Raw genomic sequence first — 18,941 nt, forward strand, 5'->3', positions numbered from 1 at the left:
CCGTCAGCGGTGGCGGAGACGGCGGGTCAGGTACGTGATCGGGACGGCGCCGACCAGGCCCAAGGCCATGGGGGTCGCGGGAAGGAGGGCCGACGCGGCCGCCAGGGCCGGCTGCTCGAAGGTCTTGGGGATCGGGAGGGTACCGATCCGGTCGAGCGGCCAGACGATGACGAAGGCGCGGCCGATCACGCGGCTGACGGGGATGGTGCCGCCGCCCGGGTCGCCGCGGTGCGAGCGCGAGTCGTACGAGAGTTCGCGGTGGTCGCCCATCACCCAGAGCTGGCCCTGCTTGACGGTGACCTCGAAGGGGTCGTTGGACGGCTTGTTCCGCTCGCCGGTGAGGGGGTCGGTGAACAGGTACGAGTTCTCGTCCAGCGGGGTCCCGTTGACGGTGACGCGGCCCTTGGCGTCGCAGCACTTCACCTTGTCGCCGGGGACGCCGATGACCCGCTTGATGTAGTCCTTCTCGTTGGGCGCCACGCCGAAGGCGCCGCCGATGGCGCGCAGCACCTTGGAGACGGGGTTGCCGGGCTCCTGCACCTGGACCTCGGGGTCCCAGGAGTCGAGGCCGTTGAAGACGATGATGTCGCCGCGCTTCACGTCCCGCGTGTGGTAAACGATCTTGTTGACCAGGACGCGGTCGCCGATCTGGAGGGTGTTCTCCATCGAGCCCGACGGGATGTAGAACGCCTGGACGGCGAACGCCTTGATCACCAGGGCGAGGACCAGCGCGACCCCGATGAGGATCGGGAGTTCCTTCCAGAAGGAACCCTGCTTCTTGCGCTTGTCTCCGTCGGAGGTTTCCGGTTCCGGGGACACGGCCTTCTCTTCTTCGGGCACCGCGCCCTCGGCTTCGGAACGCACGTTTCTCCGATCGTCCTCGTCGTCCATCAAGGCGAAAGCCTATCGGCGCCGGGGCCACGGCACCGCGTACCGGGCCGTGTCGCCCGAAGGCGGGCCACTCCCCACCATGACGAACCATCCCGGAACGGGCAACGCCCCGGTCACCGTGTCGGTTCCCGGGGCGTCGGACGTCGCGCACCGGACCGCGCGGCGGTCCGGACGGGCGGGGCTCAGAAGTCGCGCTTCTCCTTGATGCGCGCCGCCTTGCCGCGCAGGTTGCGCAGGTAGTACAGCTTGGCGCGGCGGACGTCACCGCGGGTGACGACCTCGATCTTCTCGATCGAGGGGCTGTTGAGCGGGAAGGTCCGCTCGACGCCGACGCTGTAGCTGACCTTGCGGACGGTGAACGTCTCGCGGGCGCCGCCGCCCTGCCGCCGGATCACCACGCCCTGGAAGACCTGGATACGGCTGCGGTTGCCCTCGGTGACACGGACGTGCACCTTGAGCGTGTCGCCCGGACGGAAGTCCGGGACGTCGGCGCGCATCGCGGCCTTCTCGATCTCCTGGATCAGGGTGTGCATGAGAGCGGTTCCTCGCAGGTGAGACGCGGGCATCGAGAGGCCCCGGACAGACCGTGCAGGGGGGCGTCGCGCCGCGCGAGATGGATCTTCGAAGTCTGGGCACCGTGCGTCTGCGCACACGGTGACGCTCTAGTGTGCCATATGTTCGCCGTCAACCGGAAAACCGGCCTCCCGCAGCACCTCGCGATCACGCTCGTCGAGCGTGCCCGGGTCCAGCCGGGCGAGGAGTTCGGGACGGTTCCCGGCGGTACGGCGGAGTGCCTCGTCCCGGCGCCAGCGGGCGATCGCCCCGTGGTTGCCGGACAGCAGGACGTCCGGCACGGCCCGTTCCCGCCAGACCGGGGGCTTGGTGTAGACGGGCCCTTCGAGCAGGGACTCCATCGCCCCCGGCGCGAACGAGTCGTCGGCCACGGAGTCGGCGTTGCCGAGCACGCCGGGCAGCAGCCGCCCGACGGCCTCCACCATCACCAGGACGGCGACCTCGCCGCCGGCGAGCACGAAGTCGCCGAGGCTGACTTCGTCCACCGGCATCCGGGTGCGCGCCTCCTCGGCGACGCGGGAGTCGATCCCCTCGTACCGGCCGCAGGCGAACACCAGCCATTCCTCGGCCGCCAGCTCGGCGGCCATGGCCTGGGTGAACGGGCGCCCGCTCGGGGTGGGGACGATCAGCCGCGGCGCCGGGCCGGCGGCCGGCACGACGGTGTCGAGGACCTCACCCCACGGCTCGGGTTTCATCACCATGCCGGGCCCCCCGCCGTAGGGGGTGTCGTCGACCGTGCGGTGCCGGTCGTGGGTCCATTCCCGCAGGTCGTGCACGTGCACGTCGAGCAGGCCGGTACGGCGGGCCTTGCCCAGCAGCGAGACGTCCAGCGGGGCGAAGTAGTCGGGGAAGATCGTGACGATGTCGAGTCTCATGGCGTTCCGTCGTCGCGGGACCGGCCGGATCTCACAGATCGAGTCCGGGCGGGGGGTCGATCACCAGCCGCCCGCCGGCCACGTCCACCTCGGGGACCAGCGCGGCGACGAACGGCACCAGCGCCTCGCCGCCGGCGGTGCGGCGGATCACGAGCAGGTCCTGGCCGGTGTGCCGGATCTCGGCGACCGCGCCGATCTCGTCGCCGCCGACGGTGACGACGGTGAGCCCGACCAGCTCCTGGTCGTGGAACTCGTCGGGATCGTCGGAGGCGGGGATGTCCTCGGGGTCGACGACCAGCCAGGTGCCGCGGAGTTCCTCCGCGGCGTCGCGGTCGCCGACCCCGGTGAAGCGCACGAGCAGGCGGCCCGAGTGCATGCGGGTCCGCTCGACCGTCAGCGGACCGGCCGCCTCGGGTTCGGTGGCGAGCTCGGCGCCCGCGGCGAACCGGAGTTCCGGGTCGTCGGTGCGGACGTCGATGGTGAGCTCGCCGCGGACGCCGTGCGGCCGGCCGATCCGGCCGACCACGAGCCGATCACCCGGCCCGCGGGGCCGCATGGTCAGCGGACCTCGTTGACGTCGAGCAGGTCGACGCGCACGTACCGGCCCCCGGAGAGGGCGCTGATGACCGTGCGCAGGGCCTTGGCGGTACGCCCGCTGCGGCCGATGACCTTGCCGAGGTCCTCGGGGTGCACGCGCACCTCCAGGACCCGGCCGCCCCTGATGCGGCGGGCGCGCACCCGGACGTCGTCCGGGTGCTCGACGATCCCGCGCACCAGATGCTCGAGCGCTTCTTCGAGCACGGTCAGCCCTCGCTCTTAGCTTCGGTGTTCTCGTCGGCCTTGGCGCCTTCGTCCTCGCCCTTGGCCTTCTTCGGCTCGGCCTTCTTCTTCGCCTTGGTCGCCGTCGCGGGGGTGTCGGCGTCGCCCATGGACTCCTTCACCGCGGACTCGAACACGGCCTTCTTGTCGGCCTTGGGCTCGGCCACCTTGAGGGTGCCCTCGGCACCGGGCTCGCCCTTGAACTTCTGCCAGTCGCCGGTGATCTTGAGGAGGTTCAGCACCGGGTCGGTCGGCTGCGCGCCGACGCTCAGCCAGTGCTGCGCGCGCTCAGAGTCGATCTCGATGCGCGAGGGCTCCTCCTTGGGGTGGTAGAGCCCGATCTCCTCGATGGCCCGGCCGTCACGCTTGGTGCGGGCATCGGCGACGACGATCCGGTACTGCGGGTTCCGGATCTTCCCCAGACGCTTGAGCTTGATCTTGACTGCCACGGGTGTGGTGTTCTCCAGACTGATTACAGGTGAGCGGGCCTTACCAGGTGGGGACACCGGTGACCGGCCGCTCGATGGACTCCGGCCGCGCAGGACGAGAGAGGGCGCCTGGCAGGTTCCGGGGTTTCCAGCCAGCCATTCTGCCAGACGATCCCGGGAAAAGCGCAATCACCCGAGGACACGCGGGCCGCGGCCGCCTTGACAGGCGGCATCAACAGCAACATTACCGGCGAATGCTGCACGGTCAGGTCGCTCCGGCCCGCGGACCGCCTCAGTGGATCAGGTTCATGGCCGCGGCCCGCAGCTCGGGCGAGGCCGTGCTCGCGGAGCCGGCGTCGAACGGAGGGCGCGGGTCGTACTCGATCGCCAGCTGGACGGACCGCGCCGTCCCCGCGTCGGTGGCCTTGGCGAGGAGGGTCAGGGCCATGTCGATGCCCGCGGAGACCCCGGCGGCGGTGATGACGCGGCCCTGCTCGACCACGCGCTCGGAGACCGGCTCGGCCTCGAAGCTGGTGAGCCCGTCCAGGACGCCCCAGTGGGTGGTGGCCTTCAGGCCCCGCAGGAGGCCGGCGGCCCCGAGCAGGTACGACCCGCTGCATACGGAGGTCGTCCAGCGCGTGTGCTCGTGGGCCTCGGCGAGCCAGGAGAGCAGGGCCTGGTCGGAGAGGGCCTCAAGGGTGCCGGGGCCGCCGGGGACGACGATCACGTCCGGGCGCGGCACCTCGGCGTAGGCGGCGGTGGCGGTGAGGTTGAGCGAGCCCTGGTCGTCCTGGACGGGGCCGCGGCCGGCGGCGACGAACGTGACCGTCCAGCCGGGGGCGAAGGCCAGGACGGTGTACGGGCCGACCGCGTCCAGGGCGGTGAAGCGGGGGTAGAGCGGGATGGCGACGTGCATGTCGGTTCTCCTCCGAGCTGTCGGTACCGGAAGTGCTGTGAGCCGTCAGTCCTGCGAACGGAAGCGGCGGCGGTAGTCGCCGGGCGAGATCCGCCAGTGCCGGCGGAACACGCGGTAGAGGGTCTCCGGGGCGCCGAGGCCGCTCTCGCGCGCGACCCGGTCCAGCGGGTGGCCGGTGGACTCCAGGAGGCGGCGGGCGGCGTCGGCGCGGCTGCGTTCCACGTAGCGGCCCGGCGGCACGCCGGTCTGCTCGGTGAAGACGCGGGAGAAGTGCCGCTCGCTCATCCCGGCGCGGCGGGCGAGGGCGGGGACGCTCAGGTCGCCGGCGGGGTTGGCGTCGATGTGGGCCTGCAACTCGCGGAGCGGCTCGCTGCGGGGCGCGGCGGCGCGCATGGGGGCGCTGAACTGGCTCTGGCCGCCGGGCCGGTGCAGGTAGACCACCAGCCCCCGGGCGACCTGCCGCGCCACGTCGTGCCCGAGGTCGTCGGCCACCAGGGCGAGGGCGAGGTCGATCCCGGCGGTGACCCCGGCCGAGGTCCACACCGGGCCGTCCCGGACGTAGATCGGGTCGGCGTCCACCCGGACGGACGGGTACCGCTCGGCGAGCCTCCCCGCCCGCAGCCAGTGGGTGGTGGCGCGCCGCCCGTCCAGCAGCCCGGCCTCGGCGAGGAGGTACGCGCCGGTGCAGACCGAGGCGGTACGGCGGGCGCGTCCGGCGAGCCGCGCGACGCCGTCCACGAGGGCGCGGTCGGCGGTGAGCCGGGACGCCGGCGGGCCGCCCGCGACCAGGAGGGTGTCGATCGGCCCGGCCACGTCGGCGAGCCGGGCGCCCGCGACGGCGGCGACGCCGTTGTGGGCGGGTACGGGGCCGGCCGCGACGGCGGCGGTCTCGACGGTGTAGCCGCGCTCGCCGGCGATCAGGCCCGCGGTCGCGAACACGTCGGCCGGTCCGGCCAGGTCGAGGAGCTGGAACCCCTCGAAGATCACGATGACGACGCGCCGCATGCCTCCATGCTGGTCAGGGGCGCGCTGTGGCGTCAACGCCACATCCATTGCACTTCATGCCATCCGGACGCCGTCCGCCCGCCTTCTGAGCGCCGTCCGCCCGGAACGCCGTACGACCGACTCCCAGGGCCCTGAACGCGCGGCGCCCCCGTCCGATGGAACGCGGACGGGGGCGCCGGGAGCCGGGGCGGGCGGGGCTACTTCTTCTTGCGGCCCTGGAGCTTGCCGAGGTCGGGCATCTGGAAGCCGGGGGGCAGCTGGCCGCCCAGGCCGGGGGGAAGCTGGCCACCGAGGCCGGGCGGCAGGCCCTGGGGGGCGCCGTTCTCGGCGGCGGGCTGCTCCTGCTGGCCGCCGGTGCGCTGGAGGTTGCGCTTGCGCGGGTCGCCGCTGCGCTGCTTGCCCTTCTTCTTGTTCGCCTTGGCCGCCGCCTTGGCCTTGCGGCGTCCGGGCGAGCCGGGCAGGCCCATGCCGCCGGCCATCTGGCGGACCATCTTCTGGGCGTCGAAGAAGCGGGTGACCAGGCTGTTGACCTCGCCGACGGTGACGCCGGAGCCCTTGGCGATGCGGGCCCGCCGGGAGCCGTTGATCATCTTGGGGTCGGCGCGCTCGGCCGGGGTCATCGAGCGGATGATCGCGGCGACCCGGTCCAGGTCCTTGTCGTCGATCTGGCTGACCTGGTCGCGGACCTGCCCCATGCCCGGCATCATGCCGAGCAGGTTGCCGATCGGGCCGAGCTTGCGGATCATCATCATCTGCTCGAGGAAGTCCTCGAGGGTGAAGTCCTCACCCGACGCGAACTTCGTGGTCATCCGCTCGGCCTGCTCGGTGTCGAACGCCCGCTCGGCCTGCTCGATCAGGGTGAGGATGTCGCCCATGTCGAGGATCCGGCCGGCCATCCGGTCCGGGTGGAAGACGTTGAAGTCCTCGAGCTTCTCGCCGTCGGAGGCGAACATGATCGGCCGGCCGGTGATGTGCCGGACCGACAGCGCGGCGCCGCCGCGGGCGTCGCCGTCGAGCTTGGTCAGGACGACGCCGTCGAAGCCCACGCCGTCCAGGAACGCCTGGGCGGTGGTGACCGCGTCCTGGCCGATCATCGCGTCGACCACGAAGAGGATCTCGTCCGGCCGGACGGCGTCGCGGATGTCGGCGGCCTGCTGCATCATCTCCGCGTCGACGCCGAGGCGGCCGGCGGTGTCGATGACGACGATGTCGTGCTGGGCGTGCCTGGCCTGGTCGATGGACCGGCGGGCCACGTCGACCGGGTCGCCGACGCCGCTGCCGGGCTCGGGGGCGAAGACGGGCACGCCGGCGCGCTCGCCGACCACCTGGAGCTGCTGCACGGCGTTGGGCCGCTGGAGGTCGGCGGCCACCAGCAGGGGCGCGTGGCCGTCGGCCTTGAGCCAGCGGGCGAGCTTGCCCGCCAGGGTGGTCTTGCCCGCGCCCTGGAGACCCGCCAGCATGATCACCGTGGGCGGATTCTTGGCGAACCGGATCCGGCGCGTCTCGCCGCCGAGGATGTTGATGAGCTCCTCGTTGACGATCTTCACGACCTGCTGGGCCGGGTTGAGCGCCTGGGAGACCTCCGAGCCGCGGGCGCGCTCCTTGACCTGCGCGATGAAGTCCTTGACCACGGGCAGCGCCACGTCGGCCTCGAGCAGCGCGACACGGATCTCGCGGGCCGTCGCGTTGATGTCGGCCTCGGAGAGCCGGCCCTTGCTGCGCAGCGACGAGAAGACCGTCGTCAACCGGTCGGAGAGCGTCTCGAACACGTGTCTGGACCCGTCCTTGGAAGCTTCTGGGATCAGCCCCAGCGTATCGGGTCACCGGGCGGTTCCCGCCCGGAGAGGCGGTGAGCGGTTACGCCGTTTCAACGTGTGACACCCGATACTGAACGTACGCTGAACGCTCCAGGGGCTCTCTGCGGCGGTGCGCCATGGCCCTGCGACCGCGTCCGACCCCCCACCCCACCGAGGACCAACAGGACCGATACGTGAACCACCGGCCGTACGACAGGGGCACATGAAGGAACGCGCCGCTCCCGACCGGGACCTCGAGGCGGCCCTGCGCGGCGCGCAGGCCGGGGACGAGGCGGCCTTCCGGACGCTCTACCGGGACCTGCAGCCCCGCCTGCTCCGCTACCTGCGCGCGCTGGTGGGCGGCGAGGCGGAGGACGTCGCCGCCGACGCGTGGCTGCAGATCGCCCGGGATCTCGGCTCGTTCGAGGGCGACTACGACCGGTTCCGCGGCTGGGCCACCACCATCGCGCGGCACCGCGCGCTGGACCACCTGCGCCGCCTCGGCCGGCGTCCGGACGCCAGCGTGCACATCGACGACGTGACCGATCTGACGGGCGGTGACGACACCGAGCGGGACGCGCTGGAGCGGCTGTCGACCGGCGCGGCCGTCGCCCTGATCTGCGGGCTGCCCCGCGACCAGGCGGAGGCCGTGCTGTTGCGCGTGGTCGTCGGCCTGGACGCCAAGGAGGCGGGACGGGTGCTGGGCAAGCGCTCGGGCGCGGTGCGCACCGCCGCGTACCGGGGCCTGCGCCGCCTGGCCGAACGCCTCGCCGAGCAACCCGAGCATCCCGAGCAATCCCAACAGTCCGGGCAGCCCGGGCAGGCGGCGCGGCCCGGGGAGGCTCGCGAGGCCGGCGAGGCCGCCGCGGCGATCGAACGGCAGCCGTCGGGGGCGCACGGCGCCCCGCCGCCGGACGCCGCCCGATGAGCCCGGACGCGAGTCCCGGCAAGGGGTCGGGCAGGAGAGGGACGGGCGGCGCGGGCGAGTGTGACACGTACGCGGGCCTCAGCGCTGAAGAGGGTGAGATGAACACCGACAGCCAGGGATTGGACCATGACGCCGCCGAGCGCCTGCTCGCCGGCGCCCCGGGCGATCCACGGGCCGTCCCCCAGCCCCTCGCGGGCCTGCTCGCCGCCGCCTCCGCCCGTGGCACGGAGGCCGAGCTGGCCGGTGAGGAGGCCGCCGTGGCCGCCTTCCACGCCGCCGCGCTCTCACCGGAGACCTCGTCACCTCGGGTCGCCGGGAGGGCCTGGTTCCCCCTCACCCGGCTGCTGCCGGTGAAGATCGCGGCACTCGCGCTGGTCGGCGCCACGGCGGCCGGCGGGCTGACCTACGCGGCGCATCTCGGCAAGCTGCCGCTGGGCCCGCTGGCCCCGGGCCCCAACCCGACGATCACGCCGGAGCGCTCGCACACCTCCCAGGTACCGGGCCTGCCGCAGGGCGTTCCGGGGAATCCCGCCGTGTCCCCGTCCCTGGAGGCCATGGCGGGCCTGTGCCGTTCGTACGAGGCCGTCGAGCCCGCCGACCGCGCCGCCGAGCTGGGCAAGCCCGCGCTGAGCGCCCTCGTCCGGGCGGCGGGCGGCACGGAGCGGGTCCCGTCCTACTGCGCCGGCCTGCGGCCGCCTTCGCAGGGGCGGCAGTCGCCCCGGCCCGGCGAGAGCGAGGCGCCCTCCGAGGAGCCCGCGACCGGGAAGCCGCGGCCCACGGGTCCGGGGAACAACAACGGCAACGGCAGTCCGAACCCCGCCAGGCCCGACCCGCCGAACGGGAAGCCTGAGAACCCCGGAAAGCCCACGAAGACCGGCAGGCCCGAGGGCGAGAACGGCACCTCGAACCCCGGCAACGGCGGTTCCGGGAGCACTCCGCGGACCGGGAGCCAGACCCGCCCGCACGCGGCCGCCCCGTCCGGCGGCACCGGCGGGACGAGCAGGACCGGTGAGGCCGCCAGGTCACCGGAGACCGGCGGGACCGGCGACCGGGACGCCGCCCGGCGGAGGCCGGAGGCCCCGCCCGGGTAGGGCCCTCGCTAGGTGGCCGCGGCGGGCCGGGAATCGACCAGCGCGGCCAGGACGTGGTGGCGCACCTCGTCGAGCCGCTCGGAGTCCGTCAGCGGCTTCCCCCGGGCGTCCACGACGTAGAAGACGTCGACGGCGTCGGCGCCCAGCGTGTCCACCTGGGCCGCGCGGACCTGGAGCCCGCACTCCCCCAGCGCCTGGCCGATGCGCCACAGCAGCCCCGGCCGGTCGTGGGCGCGCACCTCCACGACGGTGGCCGTGCTGGACGCGTCGTCCACGATCGTCACCCGCGGCGGCGGGACGCCGATGGCGGGCCGCGCGCGGGCGCTCCGGGCGCGGCGCTCCAGCCGGCCGGCGACGTCGAGGCGGTCGGCGAGCATGCGGCGCAGGTCGGCCTCCAGCGCGGCCGGGTCGGGCGGGTCGCCGTATTCGGGCACGGCCGTGAACTCCAGCACCGCCGTCCCGGGACGGCCGTTCCCCGCGACCGCCGGGGAGGACGTGCGGGCCCTCCGGACCAGCAGCCGGTGCAGGGCCAGGACGCCCGCGGCCTTCCACAGCAGCCCGGGACGGTCGGGAGCGGCGACGGTGATCTGGGCCCCGGCGACCCGTACCGCGCCGCCGTCGTGGCGGGCGAGGGCGAGGCCGGCGCCGTTCAGGGCGGGCGGCGGGGGCGGGGTGCCGCCGGCCAGCGCCGCGGCGGCGCGGCGGGCGAGCTCGGCGATCAGCCCGGCCTTCCACGCGCCCCACGCGGCCGGGCCGGTGGCCTGGCCGTCGGCGATCGCGAGCGCGGCCAGCAGGTCGATCAGCTCGCGTTCGCGGCCGGGGACGGCGGACACGGCGGACGTGACGGCCTGCACGGTCCGGGGGTCGTCGATGTCGCGCCTGGTCGCCGTCTCGGGCAGCAGCAGGTGGTGCCGTACGAGGGTCTCCAGTACCCGGACGTCCTCGTCGGCGAAGCCCAGCGCGGCGCCCATGTCGCGGGCGACGACGGCGCCGCCGACGGAGTGGTCCCCCGGCCACCCCTTGCCGATGTCGTGCAGCAGCGCGCCCACGAGCAGCAGGTCGGGACGCGACACCTCCCTGGTGAGGGCGGCGGCGCCGGCGGCGGCCTCCACCAGGTGACGGTCCACGGTGTAGCGGTGCACGGGGTTGCGCTGCGGGCGGTTGCGGACGCGCTCCCAGTCGGGCAGCAGCCGGACGACCAGGCCCGCCTGGTCGAGCGCCTCCCACACGCCGATGGCGGCCGGGCCGGCTCCCAGGAGGGACACCAGCGCGTCCCTGGCCCCGGCGGGCCACGGAACGGGCGGCAGCACCGCGTCCTCGGCCAGCCGGGCGACCGTCGCGGGCGCCAGCGGGAGGCCCGCCTGCGCGGCGGCGGCGGCCACGCGCAGCACCAGTGCCGGGTCCTTCAGGTCCGCGTCGCGGGCGAGGACGACCTCGCCCTCCTGCTCCACGGCGCCGTCGCCGACCGGATGACGTTCCACGCCCCGGGCGCCCGCGGCGCGCCGGGCCGGTGAGGCGGGGCCGGTACGGCGCGGCGCGCAGAACCGCTCGACGCGCCGCCACAGGTGGTCGCTCGCGTAGGTGACGGTACGGGCCGCCTCGGCGATCGTGCGCAGGAGCACGTTGCCGTCCAGCATCCCCAGCGCCGCCGCGACGGCCTCCTGCTCCTGGAGGACGAGGCGGTCGGCGGACCGTCCCGTCGCCTCGTGCAGGGCGTGCCGCACGTCCAGGAGGAGGCCGTGGGCGGCCTGGACGCGCGCGTCCGGCGCGGAGGCCACCCAGGACGCGGCGACGGCCCGCATCACGTCGACGTCCCGCAGCCCGCCGCGGGCCTCCTTGAGGTCGGGCTCCAGGAGGAACGCCAGCTCGCCCTTGGACTCCCAGCGCGCCCGGCACATCTCGCCCAGCTCGGCGAGCCGGCGGCGGGCGCCGGCGCGCCAGTCGGCGAGGACGGCGGCGCGCAGCTCGTCCACCAGGGCGTGCTCCCCGGCGACGCGGCGGGCCGAGAGCAGCCCGAGCGCCGCCTTCATGTCGGCGCGGGCCACCTCGCGGGCCTCGGCCACGGTGCGGACGGAGTGGTCGAGCCGGACGCCGGAGTCCCAGACCGGGTACCAGACCCGGTCGGCGACCTCCGCCACGTCCGCCCGGCCGCGGTGCAGCAGCACCAGGTCCAGGTCCCCGCCGGGCGTCAGCTCGCGCCGCGCGTGGCTGCCGACCGCGACCAGCGCGACCCCGTCCGGTACGGGCGGCCCGGGCGGCGGGAGCGGCCCAGGCGGCGCGGACGGGCCGGGCGCCGGGCGGCCGCCGAGGAGGGAGGCGAGCCAGCGGTCGAGGTCCGCGGTGCGCGCGGCCCGCGCCGCCGCGAGGGCGGTGCGGGCCGCGCCGGTCCCGTCCCCGGCCGTGCCGCGGGCCTGGTCGCGGCCGGGGACGTGGCCGTGCGCCGTCGTCACCTGGCGCCGTCCCTACAGGGCCTCCGCACCGGTCTCGCCGGTACGGACCCGGATGACGGTCTCGACCGGGACGGCCCAGACCTTCCCGTCGCCGATCTTGTCGGTGCGGGCGGCCTTGACGATCACGTCGATGATGTCGTCGGCGTCCTCGTCCTCGACCAGGACCTCCACCCGCAGCTTGGGCACCAGGTCGACCTTGTACTCGGCGCCCCGGTAGACCTCGGTGTGGCCCTTCTGGCGGCCGTACCCGCTGGCCTCGCTCACGGTCAGGCCCTTGACCCCGAACGCCTCCAGGGCGGCCTTGACCTCGTCCAGCTTGAACGGCTTGATGACCGCGGTGATCAGCTTCATGCGTCCGCCTCGACCTTCTTCTGGGTACCGCCGCTGACGCTGGAGGACGAGGGCAGGGACGCGCCGACGCCGGCGTGCACGCTGCCGAAGTCGTACGCCGTCTCGGCGTGGGCGCTGCTGTCGATGCCGGAGACCTCGTCCTCCTCGCTGATCCGGAAGCCCATCACCAGGTCGATGACCTTGGCGATGACCCACGTCACCACGAACGAGTAGACCAGCGTCGCCAGGACCGCGACCGCCTGCTTGCCGAGCAGCCCGAGCCCGCCGCCCGCCAGCAGCCCGTCGGCGCCCGCGTCGTTCACCGCGGTGGTGGCCAGGATGCCGATCAGCAGCGCGCCGACGATGCCGCCGACCATGTGGACGCCGACGACGTCGAGCGAGTCGTCGTACCCGAGCTTGTACTTGAGGCTGACCGCGAAGGCGCAGACCGCGCCGGCGACCAGGCCGAGGGCGATGGCGCCGAGCGGGGTGACGAACGCCGCCGCCGGGGTGATCGCGACCAGGCCGGCCACGATGCCGGAGGCGATGCCGAGCGTCGTGGAGCTGCCGTCGCGCAGCTTCTCCACCACGATCCAGGCGAACGCCGCGGCGCAGGTGGCGACCAGCGTGTTGACGAACGCGACGGCCGCGGTCTCGCCGGCCGCCAGGGCCGAGCCGGCGTTGAAGCCGAACCAGCCGAACCACAGCAGCGCGGCGCCGAGCAGCACGAACGGCAGGTTGTGCGGGCGCATCGGGTCCTTCGGCCAGCCCTTGCGCCGGCCGAGGACCAGGGCGAGCGCCAGCGCCGCGACGCCCGCGTTGATGTGCACGACCGTGCCGCCGGCGAAGTCCAGCGCGCCCAGCTCGAAGATCCAGCCGGCCTTGCCGTTCTCCTCGCCGTCGGACCACCACACCCAGTGCGCGATCGGCAGGTAGACCAGCGTCACCCAGACCAGGGTGAACAGCACCCAGGCCCCGAACTTGGCACGGTCCGCCACGGCGCCGCTGATGAGCGCCACCGTGATGATCGCGAAGGTGGCCTGGAACGCCACGAACACCAGCTGCGGGATGCCGGAGCCGTCGTCGGCCGTGGCGGCCGTCTCCAGCCCGACGAGTCCCCAGTCGCCGAGCCCGCCGATGAACGAGCTCAGCCCGCCGGCCTCGGTGAAGGCGAGGGAGTAGCCGTAGACGACCCAGACCATGCCCACCACGGCGATGCTGACGAAACTCATCATCATCATGTTGAGCACGCTCTTCGCCCGGCTCATCCCTCCGTAGAAGAAGGCCAGGCCCGGTGTCATGAGCAGGACGAGCGCGGTGCTCGTCAGCATCCATGCGGTACTACCGCTATCGACGTTCATCTCAGGGAAAGCCCCTCCTCGACAGGGAACTCGGACTGCTCAGAGACTCTGGCGCGGCCGTTTCACCTGGGATGCCCTTGTGTTTCTAGAGTGTGAAACCCCATTCCGACTTGTTTCGGCAGTGTTTCCGAAACCTCACAGCCCGTTCCTTTGGGGCGGCGCGGCGTTCCTCGCGGCCATTTCGCTTCCGCCGGAACGTCCCGGACGAGAAATGCAGCGGGCCCCTCGCGCATCCATTGATACGCGAGGGGCCCGTGGGAGAGCCGTGAAGGACGGGGCGGTCCGGCCGCGAGGACCGGCCGCCGGGGATCAGTCGCCGAGGATCGCGTCCACGAACGCCTCGGGCTCGAACGGGGCCAGGTCGTCGGGCCCCTCCCCGAGCCCGACCAGCTTGACCGGGACGCCCAGCTCGCGCTGCACCTGGACGACGATGCCGCCCTTGGCGGTGCCGTCCAGCTTGGTCAGCGCGATACCGGTGATGTTGACGACCTCGGCGAAGACGCGGGCCTGCTGCATGCCGTTCTGGCCGGTGGTGGCGTCCAGCACCAGCAGCACCTCGTCGACCGTGGCCTGCTTCTCGACCACCCGCTTGACCTTGCCGAGCTCGTCCATCAGCCCGACCTTGGTGTGCAGCCGGCCCGCGGTGTCGATGATCACGGTGTCGACGCCCGAGTCGATGCCCTGCTTGACCGCGTCGAACGCGACGCTGGCCGGGTCGGTCCCCTCGTCCTTGCGGACGACCTGCGCGCCCACCCGGGCGCCCCAGGTCTCCAGCTGGTCGGCGGCGGCGGCGCGGAAGGTGTCGGCGGCGCCGAGCAGCACGGTGCGGCCGTCGCCGACCAGGACGCGGCCGAGCTTGCCGCAGGTGGTGGTCTTGCCGGTGCCGTTGACGCCCACGACCATCATGACGGCGGGCCGGGTGCCGTGCGGCTCGGTGTGCAGCGACCGGTCGAGGTCGGCGCCGATCTGCTTGACCAGCTCCTCCTTCAGCAGCGCCCGCACCTCCTCGGCGGTGCGGGTGCCCAGCACCTGGACGCGGGTGCGCAGGTCCTCGGTGATCTGCCGGGCCACCGCGACGCCGATGTCGGCGCCGATCAGGGTGTCCTCGATCTCCTCCCACGCGTCGTCGTCGAGGGTCTCGCGGGACAGCAGCCCCAGCAGGGTGGTGCCGAAGGCGTTCTGCGACCGGGCCAGCCGGGCCCGCAGCCGTACCAGCCGTCCCGCGGACGGCGGCGGCATCTCGATCTCGGGCTTGGGCGGGACCTTCTCGGCCGGGGGCGCCCGCTCGGCCGGCGGCGCCTCCCGTTCCAGCTCCTCGACGGTGGTCGCACCGCCCGGCGCGAGGTCGGCGGGCCGCTCCGCGGGCTCCACGGGCGGCTTGGGCCTGCGGCGGCCGGGGCGCAGCAGCAGCGCGCCGCCGATGACCAGCGCCACCACGGCGAGCCCTGCGATGAGGATCAGATAGTCCATAGCGCAACCAGTTTTCCAGACCGGCGCCGATGCGCCGAACCCCGTCCCGTGGCGGGCGAGCCGTCCGGGGTCCCGCGGGTCAGCGGGCGGCCGGGCGGCGGGCCGGGGACGCGGCCCGCGGCGGCGGCACGGCGGGCGGCGCCACGGGCGGCCCGGCGCCGAGCCAGATGATGATGGCGGTGGCGCGGTTGCGGGCCCCGAGTTTGGCGTAGATGCGGTTGATGTAGTTCTTGACGCTTTTCTCGGCGAGCACGAGTTCCGCGGCGATATCGGAATTGGTGCGGCCCTGCGCGATGAGGCGCATGACGTCGGTCTCGCGGGCGGAGAGGCCGAATCCCGCCCGGGCGCATTCCGGGATCGGCGCGGGCCCGGTGCCCCGGGCGGCGGCCACGAGGGCGGCGGTCGCGGCCGGCGCGAGCGGATGGGCGTTGTTGCGCATGGTGTCGCGGATGGCGGCGGCCAGTTCCTCGCCGGTGAGGGTGCCGTGCAGGAGGTAGCCGACGGCGCCGTCGCGGATGGCCGCCAGCACCAGGCCGGGGTCGGCGCGCGGCGCGAGCATGATCACGCGGCTGAGCCGGCTGAGCTCGCCGACCCCGGTGGCGCCGCGCGGCCCGCCGTCCAGCAGCACCACGTCGGGGACGAGCTCCCAGGCGGTCTCCACGGCCCGCCGGCCGTCCCCGGTCTCGGCGACCACCTCCAGGTCGGGGCGGTCCGCCAGGAGGAGCACGAGCCCCGCCCGCAGGACCGGGTCGCCCGCCACGACCATGATCCGGTACCGCTCCGTCTCGGACATCGAGCCTCCGTTTCAGCAGGCCGGACCGCGGGGCCGTGATCGAGGAGTGGTCCCCCAGTCTGAGGCGAGCGGTCAGCTCGTGTCATGACGGCCGTTCGGGGGTCATGGACGGCGACCGGCGGGCCCCGCACGGCCGGATCCGGCCGATTCGGACTATCGGAACGGCGCCCGTTGCGCCCGCGCGGGAAGGCCAGACAAGATCAGGACCGGAGGCGGGATCTTGGCCGATCGCGAAGCCGCGCAGCGCTCGCCCCGGGCGCGCCGGGCGAGGAGCGAGGCTCGCGCACGCCTCGAACGGGGTCCTTCCGATCACGCCCTCGCCCGTACGGTCCGGCGGTTCACGATCGCGCTGCGCTGCGGCGGCGTCGTGGCGGCGTCCATCGCGGCGGCCGTCGGCGGCGGTGCGGGGATCTCCCGGACCTGGCAGCTGGCCGTGCTCGTCGTCCTGGCGGCCTGGTCGGGCCTCTTCACCGCGGTGGCCCTCCGGCGGGGGCTGTCGTTCCCGCTGGTCGCGGGCGACTCGGCCGTGGTCGCGCTGGTGCTGCTGGCCCAGGACCGGTACATCCCGGTGGCCGCGGCCGTGGACGAGACCACGTGGGCGATCATGCTGGCGAGCACCGCCGTGTACGTGGCGCTGCTCGCCCTGCGGCCGCCCGCCGCGCTGCTCCCGGTGGCGCTGGTGATCGCCGCGTACGTCGCGGGCGCCCCGGCCGTGACCAGCCAGGTCCGGGTGCTGATCGTGCAGACGGTCGCGGTCGCCGCGATCATGGAGCTGCTGCGGCGCGGCGGCCGCCGCGCCGACGCGATCGTGGCCGACCGCGACCGCGACCGCCGCCGGGCCCGGGTGGAGGCCGCCCGCCGCGCCGACGAGCGGCACCACCGGGCGCAGATGCACGACTCGGTGCTGGCGACGCTGACGATGGTGGCCTCGGGCGCGCTGCGGCCCGGCTCGCCGGGGCTCGAACGCGGCGCCCGGCAGGCGCTGGAGGTCCTGGAGGAGTTCGCCGCCCCCGCGTCGGGCGACGGCCCGCCGGTGGACGTCGCCGCCCGGCTGCGCACGCTGGCCGCCGAGCCCGGCGCGGACGTCGCGGTCACGGTGTCCGGGCCGGACCGTACCCCGGTCATGGTCCCCGAGCCGGTCGCGCAGGCGCTCGCGGGCGCGGCCGGCGAGGCGCTGCGCAACGTGGCCCGCCACGCCGGCACCGGCCGCGCGGAGCTGCGGACGGCGGCCCGGGACGGGACCGTGACCGTCGAGATCGCCGACACCGGGCGCGGGTTCGACCCCGGCCGGGTCCCGGCGGGGCGGCACGGCATCGACCGTTCGATCAGGCAGCGGATGGCGGCGGCCGGCGGCGGCGTCACGGTACGCTCCCGCCCCGGCGAGGGGACGCGGATCGTCCTGCGGTGGCCCGGTGGCTGACGCTCCGCACGCACCCTCGGCCGCGCCCTCGGACGCGTCCCCCGACACGGCGCCCGGAGCCGGGCTGTTCGCGGCGCGGTTCACCCGGGCGTTCGACGTGGCGACGGTCATCACGGTCGCCGGGTGGCAGGTGGCCGCGGCGGGGGCGGCGCTGCTGGTCTACCTCGGCCGCTACCACGTGCCCGCGGTCGCGGTGCTGGTCTGGGCCGTCCAGCTGCTGATCATCGTGGCCGGCTCGGTCCTGCTGCTGCGCGGCGTCACCAGCGCCGCCGCGACCTGGGGCCTGGTGGCGGCCGATCTCGCCGCCGGGGCCGCGATGGCGGCCAACTGCCCCGGCGGCGAGCAGCTGATGATCAACTGGGCCTGGGCGACGTCCGGGCTGATCGGCGTGCTGCTCCTGCTGCACCGGCGGATGCGCGAGCTGATCGCGCTGCTGCTGGTGAACGCGGGGATCGTGCTGGCCGCGCTGCTCCTCGCCGGCGGGATCGACCGGCACCGGGCCGCGGGCCTCGTCACGCTGCTGTACGCCTCGGCGAGCATCCAGCTGGCGATGATGACGGCGGCCCGGGTGTTCCGGTACAGCGGCGGGCTCGCCGCCGGCGCCGCGGCCGAGCAGTACGAGATCGCCGCCCGCGAGGCCGTGATCGCCGAGGTGACGGCGGCGCGGCAGGCGCGCTACCGGGAGGCCCGCACGCTGGTCGCGCCGATCCTGCGCGGGCTCGCGGACGGCACCGTCGACCCCGCCGACCCGGCCGTGCAGAACCGCTGCGCGGCCGCCGAGGCGATGCTGCGGCGGCTGCTGGCCGAGCGCGAGGACGTCCCGCATCCGCTGCTGCGGGCGCTCCAGCCGGGCATCGACGAGGCGGTACGGCGCGGCGCGATCGTCGAGGTCGCGCCGGTGGGCGGGATCCCGGTGATGCCGGAGGAGGCCGGGCTGGCGCTGGCGGACGTCCCGCTGGCGGTGCTGGCGGCCACCCGGACCCGCGCCCGGGTGACCGTGGTCTCGACCGGGCCGGGCCAGGTCAGCGTGTCGGTGCTGGCCGGCGGGGAGGCCGCCGCGACGTTCGCCGGGCGGTCCGGGCGCGACGGCGTTACCGTGACGGCCGACCGGGACGGGGACATGCTGTGGGTGGAGGCCCGATGGACGAGCCCGTGACCATCGCCGTCATCGACGACCAGGACGTCGTCCTGTCCGGCGTGCGGACCTGGGTCGCCGAGGATCCGGACCGCCGGGTGGAGATCGTCCACACGGCCGCCGACCTGGACGGCGTCCGCGAGGGGCCCGCGGCGCGCGCCGACGTGCTGGTCGTGGACCTGCGCATCGCCGGGGAGCTGGTGTTCGACCGGATCGCGGAGCTGGCCGCGGCGGGCCGCCGGATCGTGGTGTTCTCCCAGCACGCCGAGCCGGAGATCGTGCACCGGGCCGAGCAGGCGGGCGCGCTGGCGTACATCTCCAAGGAGACCGGCGAGGGGCGGCGGCACCTCATCGAGGCGGTGCTGACGGTCGCGGGCGGGGAGACGTACACGACGCCGTCGCAGGCGGGCGCGATGCTGGCGGCCACGGGCGAGCGCCGGCCGCGGTTCTCCGAGCAGGAGCTGCGCACGATGCGGCTGTGGCTGGGCGGCCTGACCCGCGCCGGGGTGGCGCGGCAGCTCGGCATCAGCGAGCACACCGTCAAGCAGTACCTGGGCCGGGCCAGGGAGAAGTACGCCAGGGCCGGCCGTGAAGCCCCCACGCGCGTCGACCTCTACCGCGAGGCCCGCCGCGACGGCATCATCGGCGACTGACGTGAAC

19 protein-coding genes are annotated in these 18,941 nt (G+C 74.4%); 5 read left to right on the forward strand and 14 right to left on the reverse strand.

Annotation, left to right across the window (positions count from 1 at the left end; all coding sequences use genetic code 11):
• Positions 1 to 3: 3 nt before the first annotated feature.
• The 9 genes from lepB to ffh all read right to left on the reverse strand — a co-directional run bounded on the left by lepB (position 4) and on the right by ffh (position 7,276).
• A complete protein-coding gene (lepB, locus tag ACA361_RS22025) occupies positions 4 to 864 on the reverse strand; it encodes a signal peptidase I (protein ID WP_375014485.1) in 861 nt (286 codons plus the stop codon).
• A gap of 209 nt (positions 865 to 1,073) precedes the next feature.
• Positions 1,074 to 1,424, reverse strand: a complete 351-nt coding sequence (gene rplS, locus ACA361_RS22030) for a 50S ribosomal protein L19 (protein ID WP_030164333.1) — start codon at positions 1,422 to 1,424, stop codon at positions 1,074 to 1,076.
• Positions 1,425 to 1,553: 129 nt separating this feature from the next.
• Positions 1,554 to 2,339 carry a tRNA (guanosine(37)-N1)-methyltransferase TrmD gene (gene trmD, locus ACA361_RS22035; protein WP_375014487.1) on the reverse strand — a complete coding sequence of 262 codons (786 nt, stop codon included), beginning with the start codon at positions 2,337 to 2,339 and terminating at the stop codon, positions 1,554 to 1,556.
• 31 nt (positions 2,340 to 2,370) lie between these two features.
• The gene (rimM, locus tag ACA361_RS22040) at positions 2,371 to 2,895 is read right to left on the reverse strand and encodes a ribosome maturation factor RimM (RefSeq protein ID WP_375014489.1); all 525 of its coding nucleotides are present in this window, start codon (positions 2,893 to 2,895) and stop codon (positions 2,371 to 2,373) included.
• Positions 2,896 to 2,897: 2 nt separating this feature from the next.
• A complete protein-coding gene (locus ACA361_RS22045; RefSeq protein WP_151568089.1) occupies positions 2,898 to 3,140 on the reverse strand; it encodes an RNA-binding protein in 243 nt (80 codons plus the stop codon).
• Between the two features lie 2 nt (positions 3,141 to 3,142).
• Positions 3,143 to 3,607, reverse strand: coding sequence for a 30S ribosomal protein S16 (rpsP, locus tag ACA361_RS22050; protein WP_366623064.1), 465 nt, complete (start codon positions 3,605 to 3,607; stop codon positions 3,143 to 3,145).
• Between the two features lie 271 nt (positions 3,608 to 3,878).
• Entirely contained in the window at positions 3,879 to 4,502 is a 624-nt protein-coding gene (locus tag ACA361_RS22055; RefSeq protein WP_375014492.1) for a DJ-1/PfpI family protein, read from the reverse strand.
• Between the two features lie 45 nt (positions 4,503 to 4,547).
• On the reverse strand, positions 4,548 to 5,507 hold the full coding sequence (locus tag ACA361_RS22060; RefSeq protein ID WP_375014494.1) for a GlxA family transcriptional regulator: 960 nt from the start codon (positions 5,505 to 5,507) through the stop codon (positions 4,548 to 4,550).
• Between the two features lie 197 nt (positions 5,508 to 5,704).
• On the reverse strand, positions 5,705 to 7,276 hold the full coding sequence (ffh, locus tag ACA361_RS22065) for a signal recognition particle protein (protein WP_375014496.1): 1,572 nt from the start codon (positions 7,274 to 7,276) through the stop codon (positions 5,705 to 5,707).
• A 250-nt stretch (positions 7,277 to 7,526) separates the two neighbouring features.
• Between ffh and ACA361_RS22070 the strand changes: the two genes are divergently transcribed.
• Entirely contained in the window at positions 7,527 to 8,231 is a 705-nt protein-coding gene (locus tag ACA361_RS22070; RefSeq protein WP_375014498.1) for an RNA polymerase sigma factor, read from the forward strand.
• Positions 8,232 to 8,329: 98 nt separating this feature from the next.
• Complete coding sequence (locus ACA361_RS22075; RefSeq protein ID WP_375014500.1) at positions 8,330 to 9,322, forward strand: hypothetical protein; 993 nt, start codon at positions 8,330 to 8,332, stop codon at positions 9,320 to 9,322.
• Between the two features lie 8 nt (positions 9,323 to 9,330).
• On the opposite strand, the gene ACA361_RS22080 is transcribed toward ACA361_RS22075, so the two are convergent.
• From ACA361_RS22080 to ACA361_RS22100, 5 genes are all read right to left on the reverse strand, one after another.
• On the reverse strand, positions 9,331 to 11,772 hold the full coding sequence (locus ACA361_RS22080; RefSeq protein ID WP_375014502.1) for a [protein-PII] uridylyltransferase: 2,442 nt from the start codon (positions 11,770 to 11,772) through the stop codon (positions 9,331 to 9,333).
• Between the two features lie 12 nt (positions 11,773 to 11,784).
• Positions 11,785 to 12,123: a P-II family nitrogen regulator gene (locus ACA361_RS22085; protein WP_366621095.1), complete on the reverse strand. Its 339-nt coding sequence runs from the start codon at positions 12,121 to 12,123 to the stop codon at positions 11,785 to 11,787.
• Positions 12,120 to 13,463: an ammonium transporter gene (locus tag ACA361_RS22090; RefSeq protein ID WP_375014504.1), complete on the reverse strand. Its 1,344-nt coding sequence runs from the start codon at positions 13,461 to 13,463 to the stop codon at positions 12,120 to 12,122. The genes ACA361_RS22085 and ACA361_RS22090 overlap by 4 nt, the downstream gene beginning before the upstream one ends.
• Before the next feature lie 309 nt (positions 13,464 to 13,772).
• Positions 13,773 to 14,933, reverse strand: coding sequence for a signal recognition particle-docking protein FtsY (gene ftsY, locus ACA361_RS22095; RefSeq protein WP_375014506.1), 1,161 nt, complete (start codon positions 14,931 to 14,933; stop codon positions 13,773 to 13,775).
• Positions 14,934 to 15,012: 79 nt separating this feature from the next.
• Positions 15,013 to 15,726: a LuxR C-terminal-related transcriptional regulator gene (locus tag ACA361_RS22100; protein ID WP_375014508.1), complete on the reverse strand. Its 714-nt coding sequence runs from the start codon at positions 15,724 to 15,726 to the stop codon at positions 15,013 to 15,015.
• 220 nt (positions 15,727 to 15,946) lie between these two features.
• Between ACA361_RS22100 and ACA361_RS22105 the strand changes: the two genes are divergently transcribed.
• Genes ACA361_RS22105 through ACA361_RS22115 form a run of 3 tightly spaced genes read left to right on the forward strand, consistent with a single transcriptional unit; the run spans position 15,947 to position 18,934 of the window.
• Positions 15,947 to 17,146, forward strand: coding sequence for a sensor histidine kinase (locus ACA361_RS22105; RefSeq protein WP_375014510.1), 1,200 nt, complete (start codon positions 15,947 to 15,949; stop codon positions 17,144 to 17,146).
• Positions 17,139 to 18,302 (forward strand): hypothetical protein, encoded by a 1,164-nt coding sequence (locus ACA361_RS22110; RefSeq protein ID WP_375014512.1) that lies wholly within the window; start codon positions 17,139 to 17,141, stop codon positions 18,300 to 18,302. The genes ACA361_RS22105 and ACA361_RS22110 overlap by 8 nt, the downstream gene beginning before the upstream one ends.
• Entirely contained in the window at positions 18,287 to 18,934 is a 648-nt protein-coding gene (locus ACA361_RS22115) for a response regulator (RefSeq protein WP_375014514.1), read from the forward strand. The genes ACA361_RS22110 and ACA361_RS22115 overlap by 16 nt, the downstream gene beginning before the upstream one ends.
• The last annotated feature ends 7 nt before the right edge of the window (positions 18,935 to 18,941 follow it).

The organism is Actinomadura sp. 21ATH (genome assembly GCF_041951345.1).
GTDB lineage: Bacteria > Actinomycetota > Actinomycetes > Streptosporangiales > Streptosporangiaceae > Spirillospora.

Excerpts from the sequence above, each read along its gene's own strand:
- rplS (WP_030164333.1), bottom strand. The coding sequence starts at position 1,424 with ATGCACACCCTGATCCAGGAGATCGAGAAGGCCGCGATGCGCGCCGAC.
- trmD (WP_375014487.1), bottom strand. The coding sequence starts at position 2,339 with ATGAGACTCGACATCGTCACGATCTTCCCCGACTACTTCGCCCCGCTG.
- rimM (WP_375014489.1), bottom strand. The coding sequence starts at position 2,895 with ATGCGGCCCCGCGGGCCGGGTGATCGGCTCGTGGTCGGCCGGATCGGC.
- ACA361_RS22055 (WP_375014492.1), bottom strand. The coding sequence starts at position 4,502 with ATGCACGTCGCCATCCCGCTCTACCCCCGCTTCACCGCCCTGGACGCG.
- ACA361_RS22060 (WP_375014494.1), bottom strand. The coding sequence starts at position 5,507 with ATGCGGCGCGTCGTCATCGTGATCTTCGAGGGGTTCCAGCTCCTCGAC.
- ACA361_RS22070 (WP_375014498.1), top strand. The coding sequence starts at position 7,527 with ATGAAGGAACGCGCCGCTCCCGACCGGGACCTCGAGGCGGCCCTGCGC.
- ACA361_RS22075 (WP_375014500.1), top strand. The coding sequence starts at position 8,330 with ATGAACACCGACAGCCAGGGATTGGACCATGACGCCGCCGAGCGCCTG.
- ACA361_RS22085 (WP_366621095.1), bottom strand. The coding sequence starts at position 12,123 with ATGAAGCTGATCACCGCGGTCATCAAGCCGTTCAAGCTGGACGAGGTC.
- ACA361_RS22090 (WP_375014504.1), bottom strand. The coding sequence starts at position 13,463 with ATGAACGTCGATAGCGGTAGTACCGCATGGATGCTGACGAGCACCGCG.
- ftsY (WP_375014506.1), bottom strand. The coding sequence starts at position 14,933 with ATGGACTATCTGATCCTCATCGCAGGGCTCGCCGTGGTGGCGCTGGTC.
- ACA361_RS22100 (WP_375014508.1), bottom strand. The coding sequence starts at position 15,726 with ATGTCCGAGACGGAGCGGTACCGGATCATGGTCGTGGCGGGCGACCCG.
- ACA361_RS22115 (WP_375014514.1), top strand. The coding sequence starts at position 18,287 with ATGGACGAGCCCGTGACCATCGCCGTCATCGACGACCAGGACGTCGTC.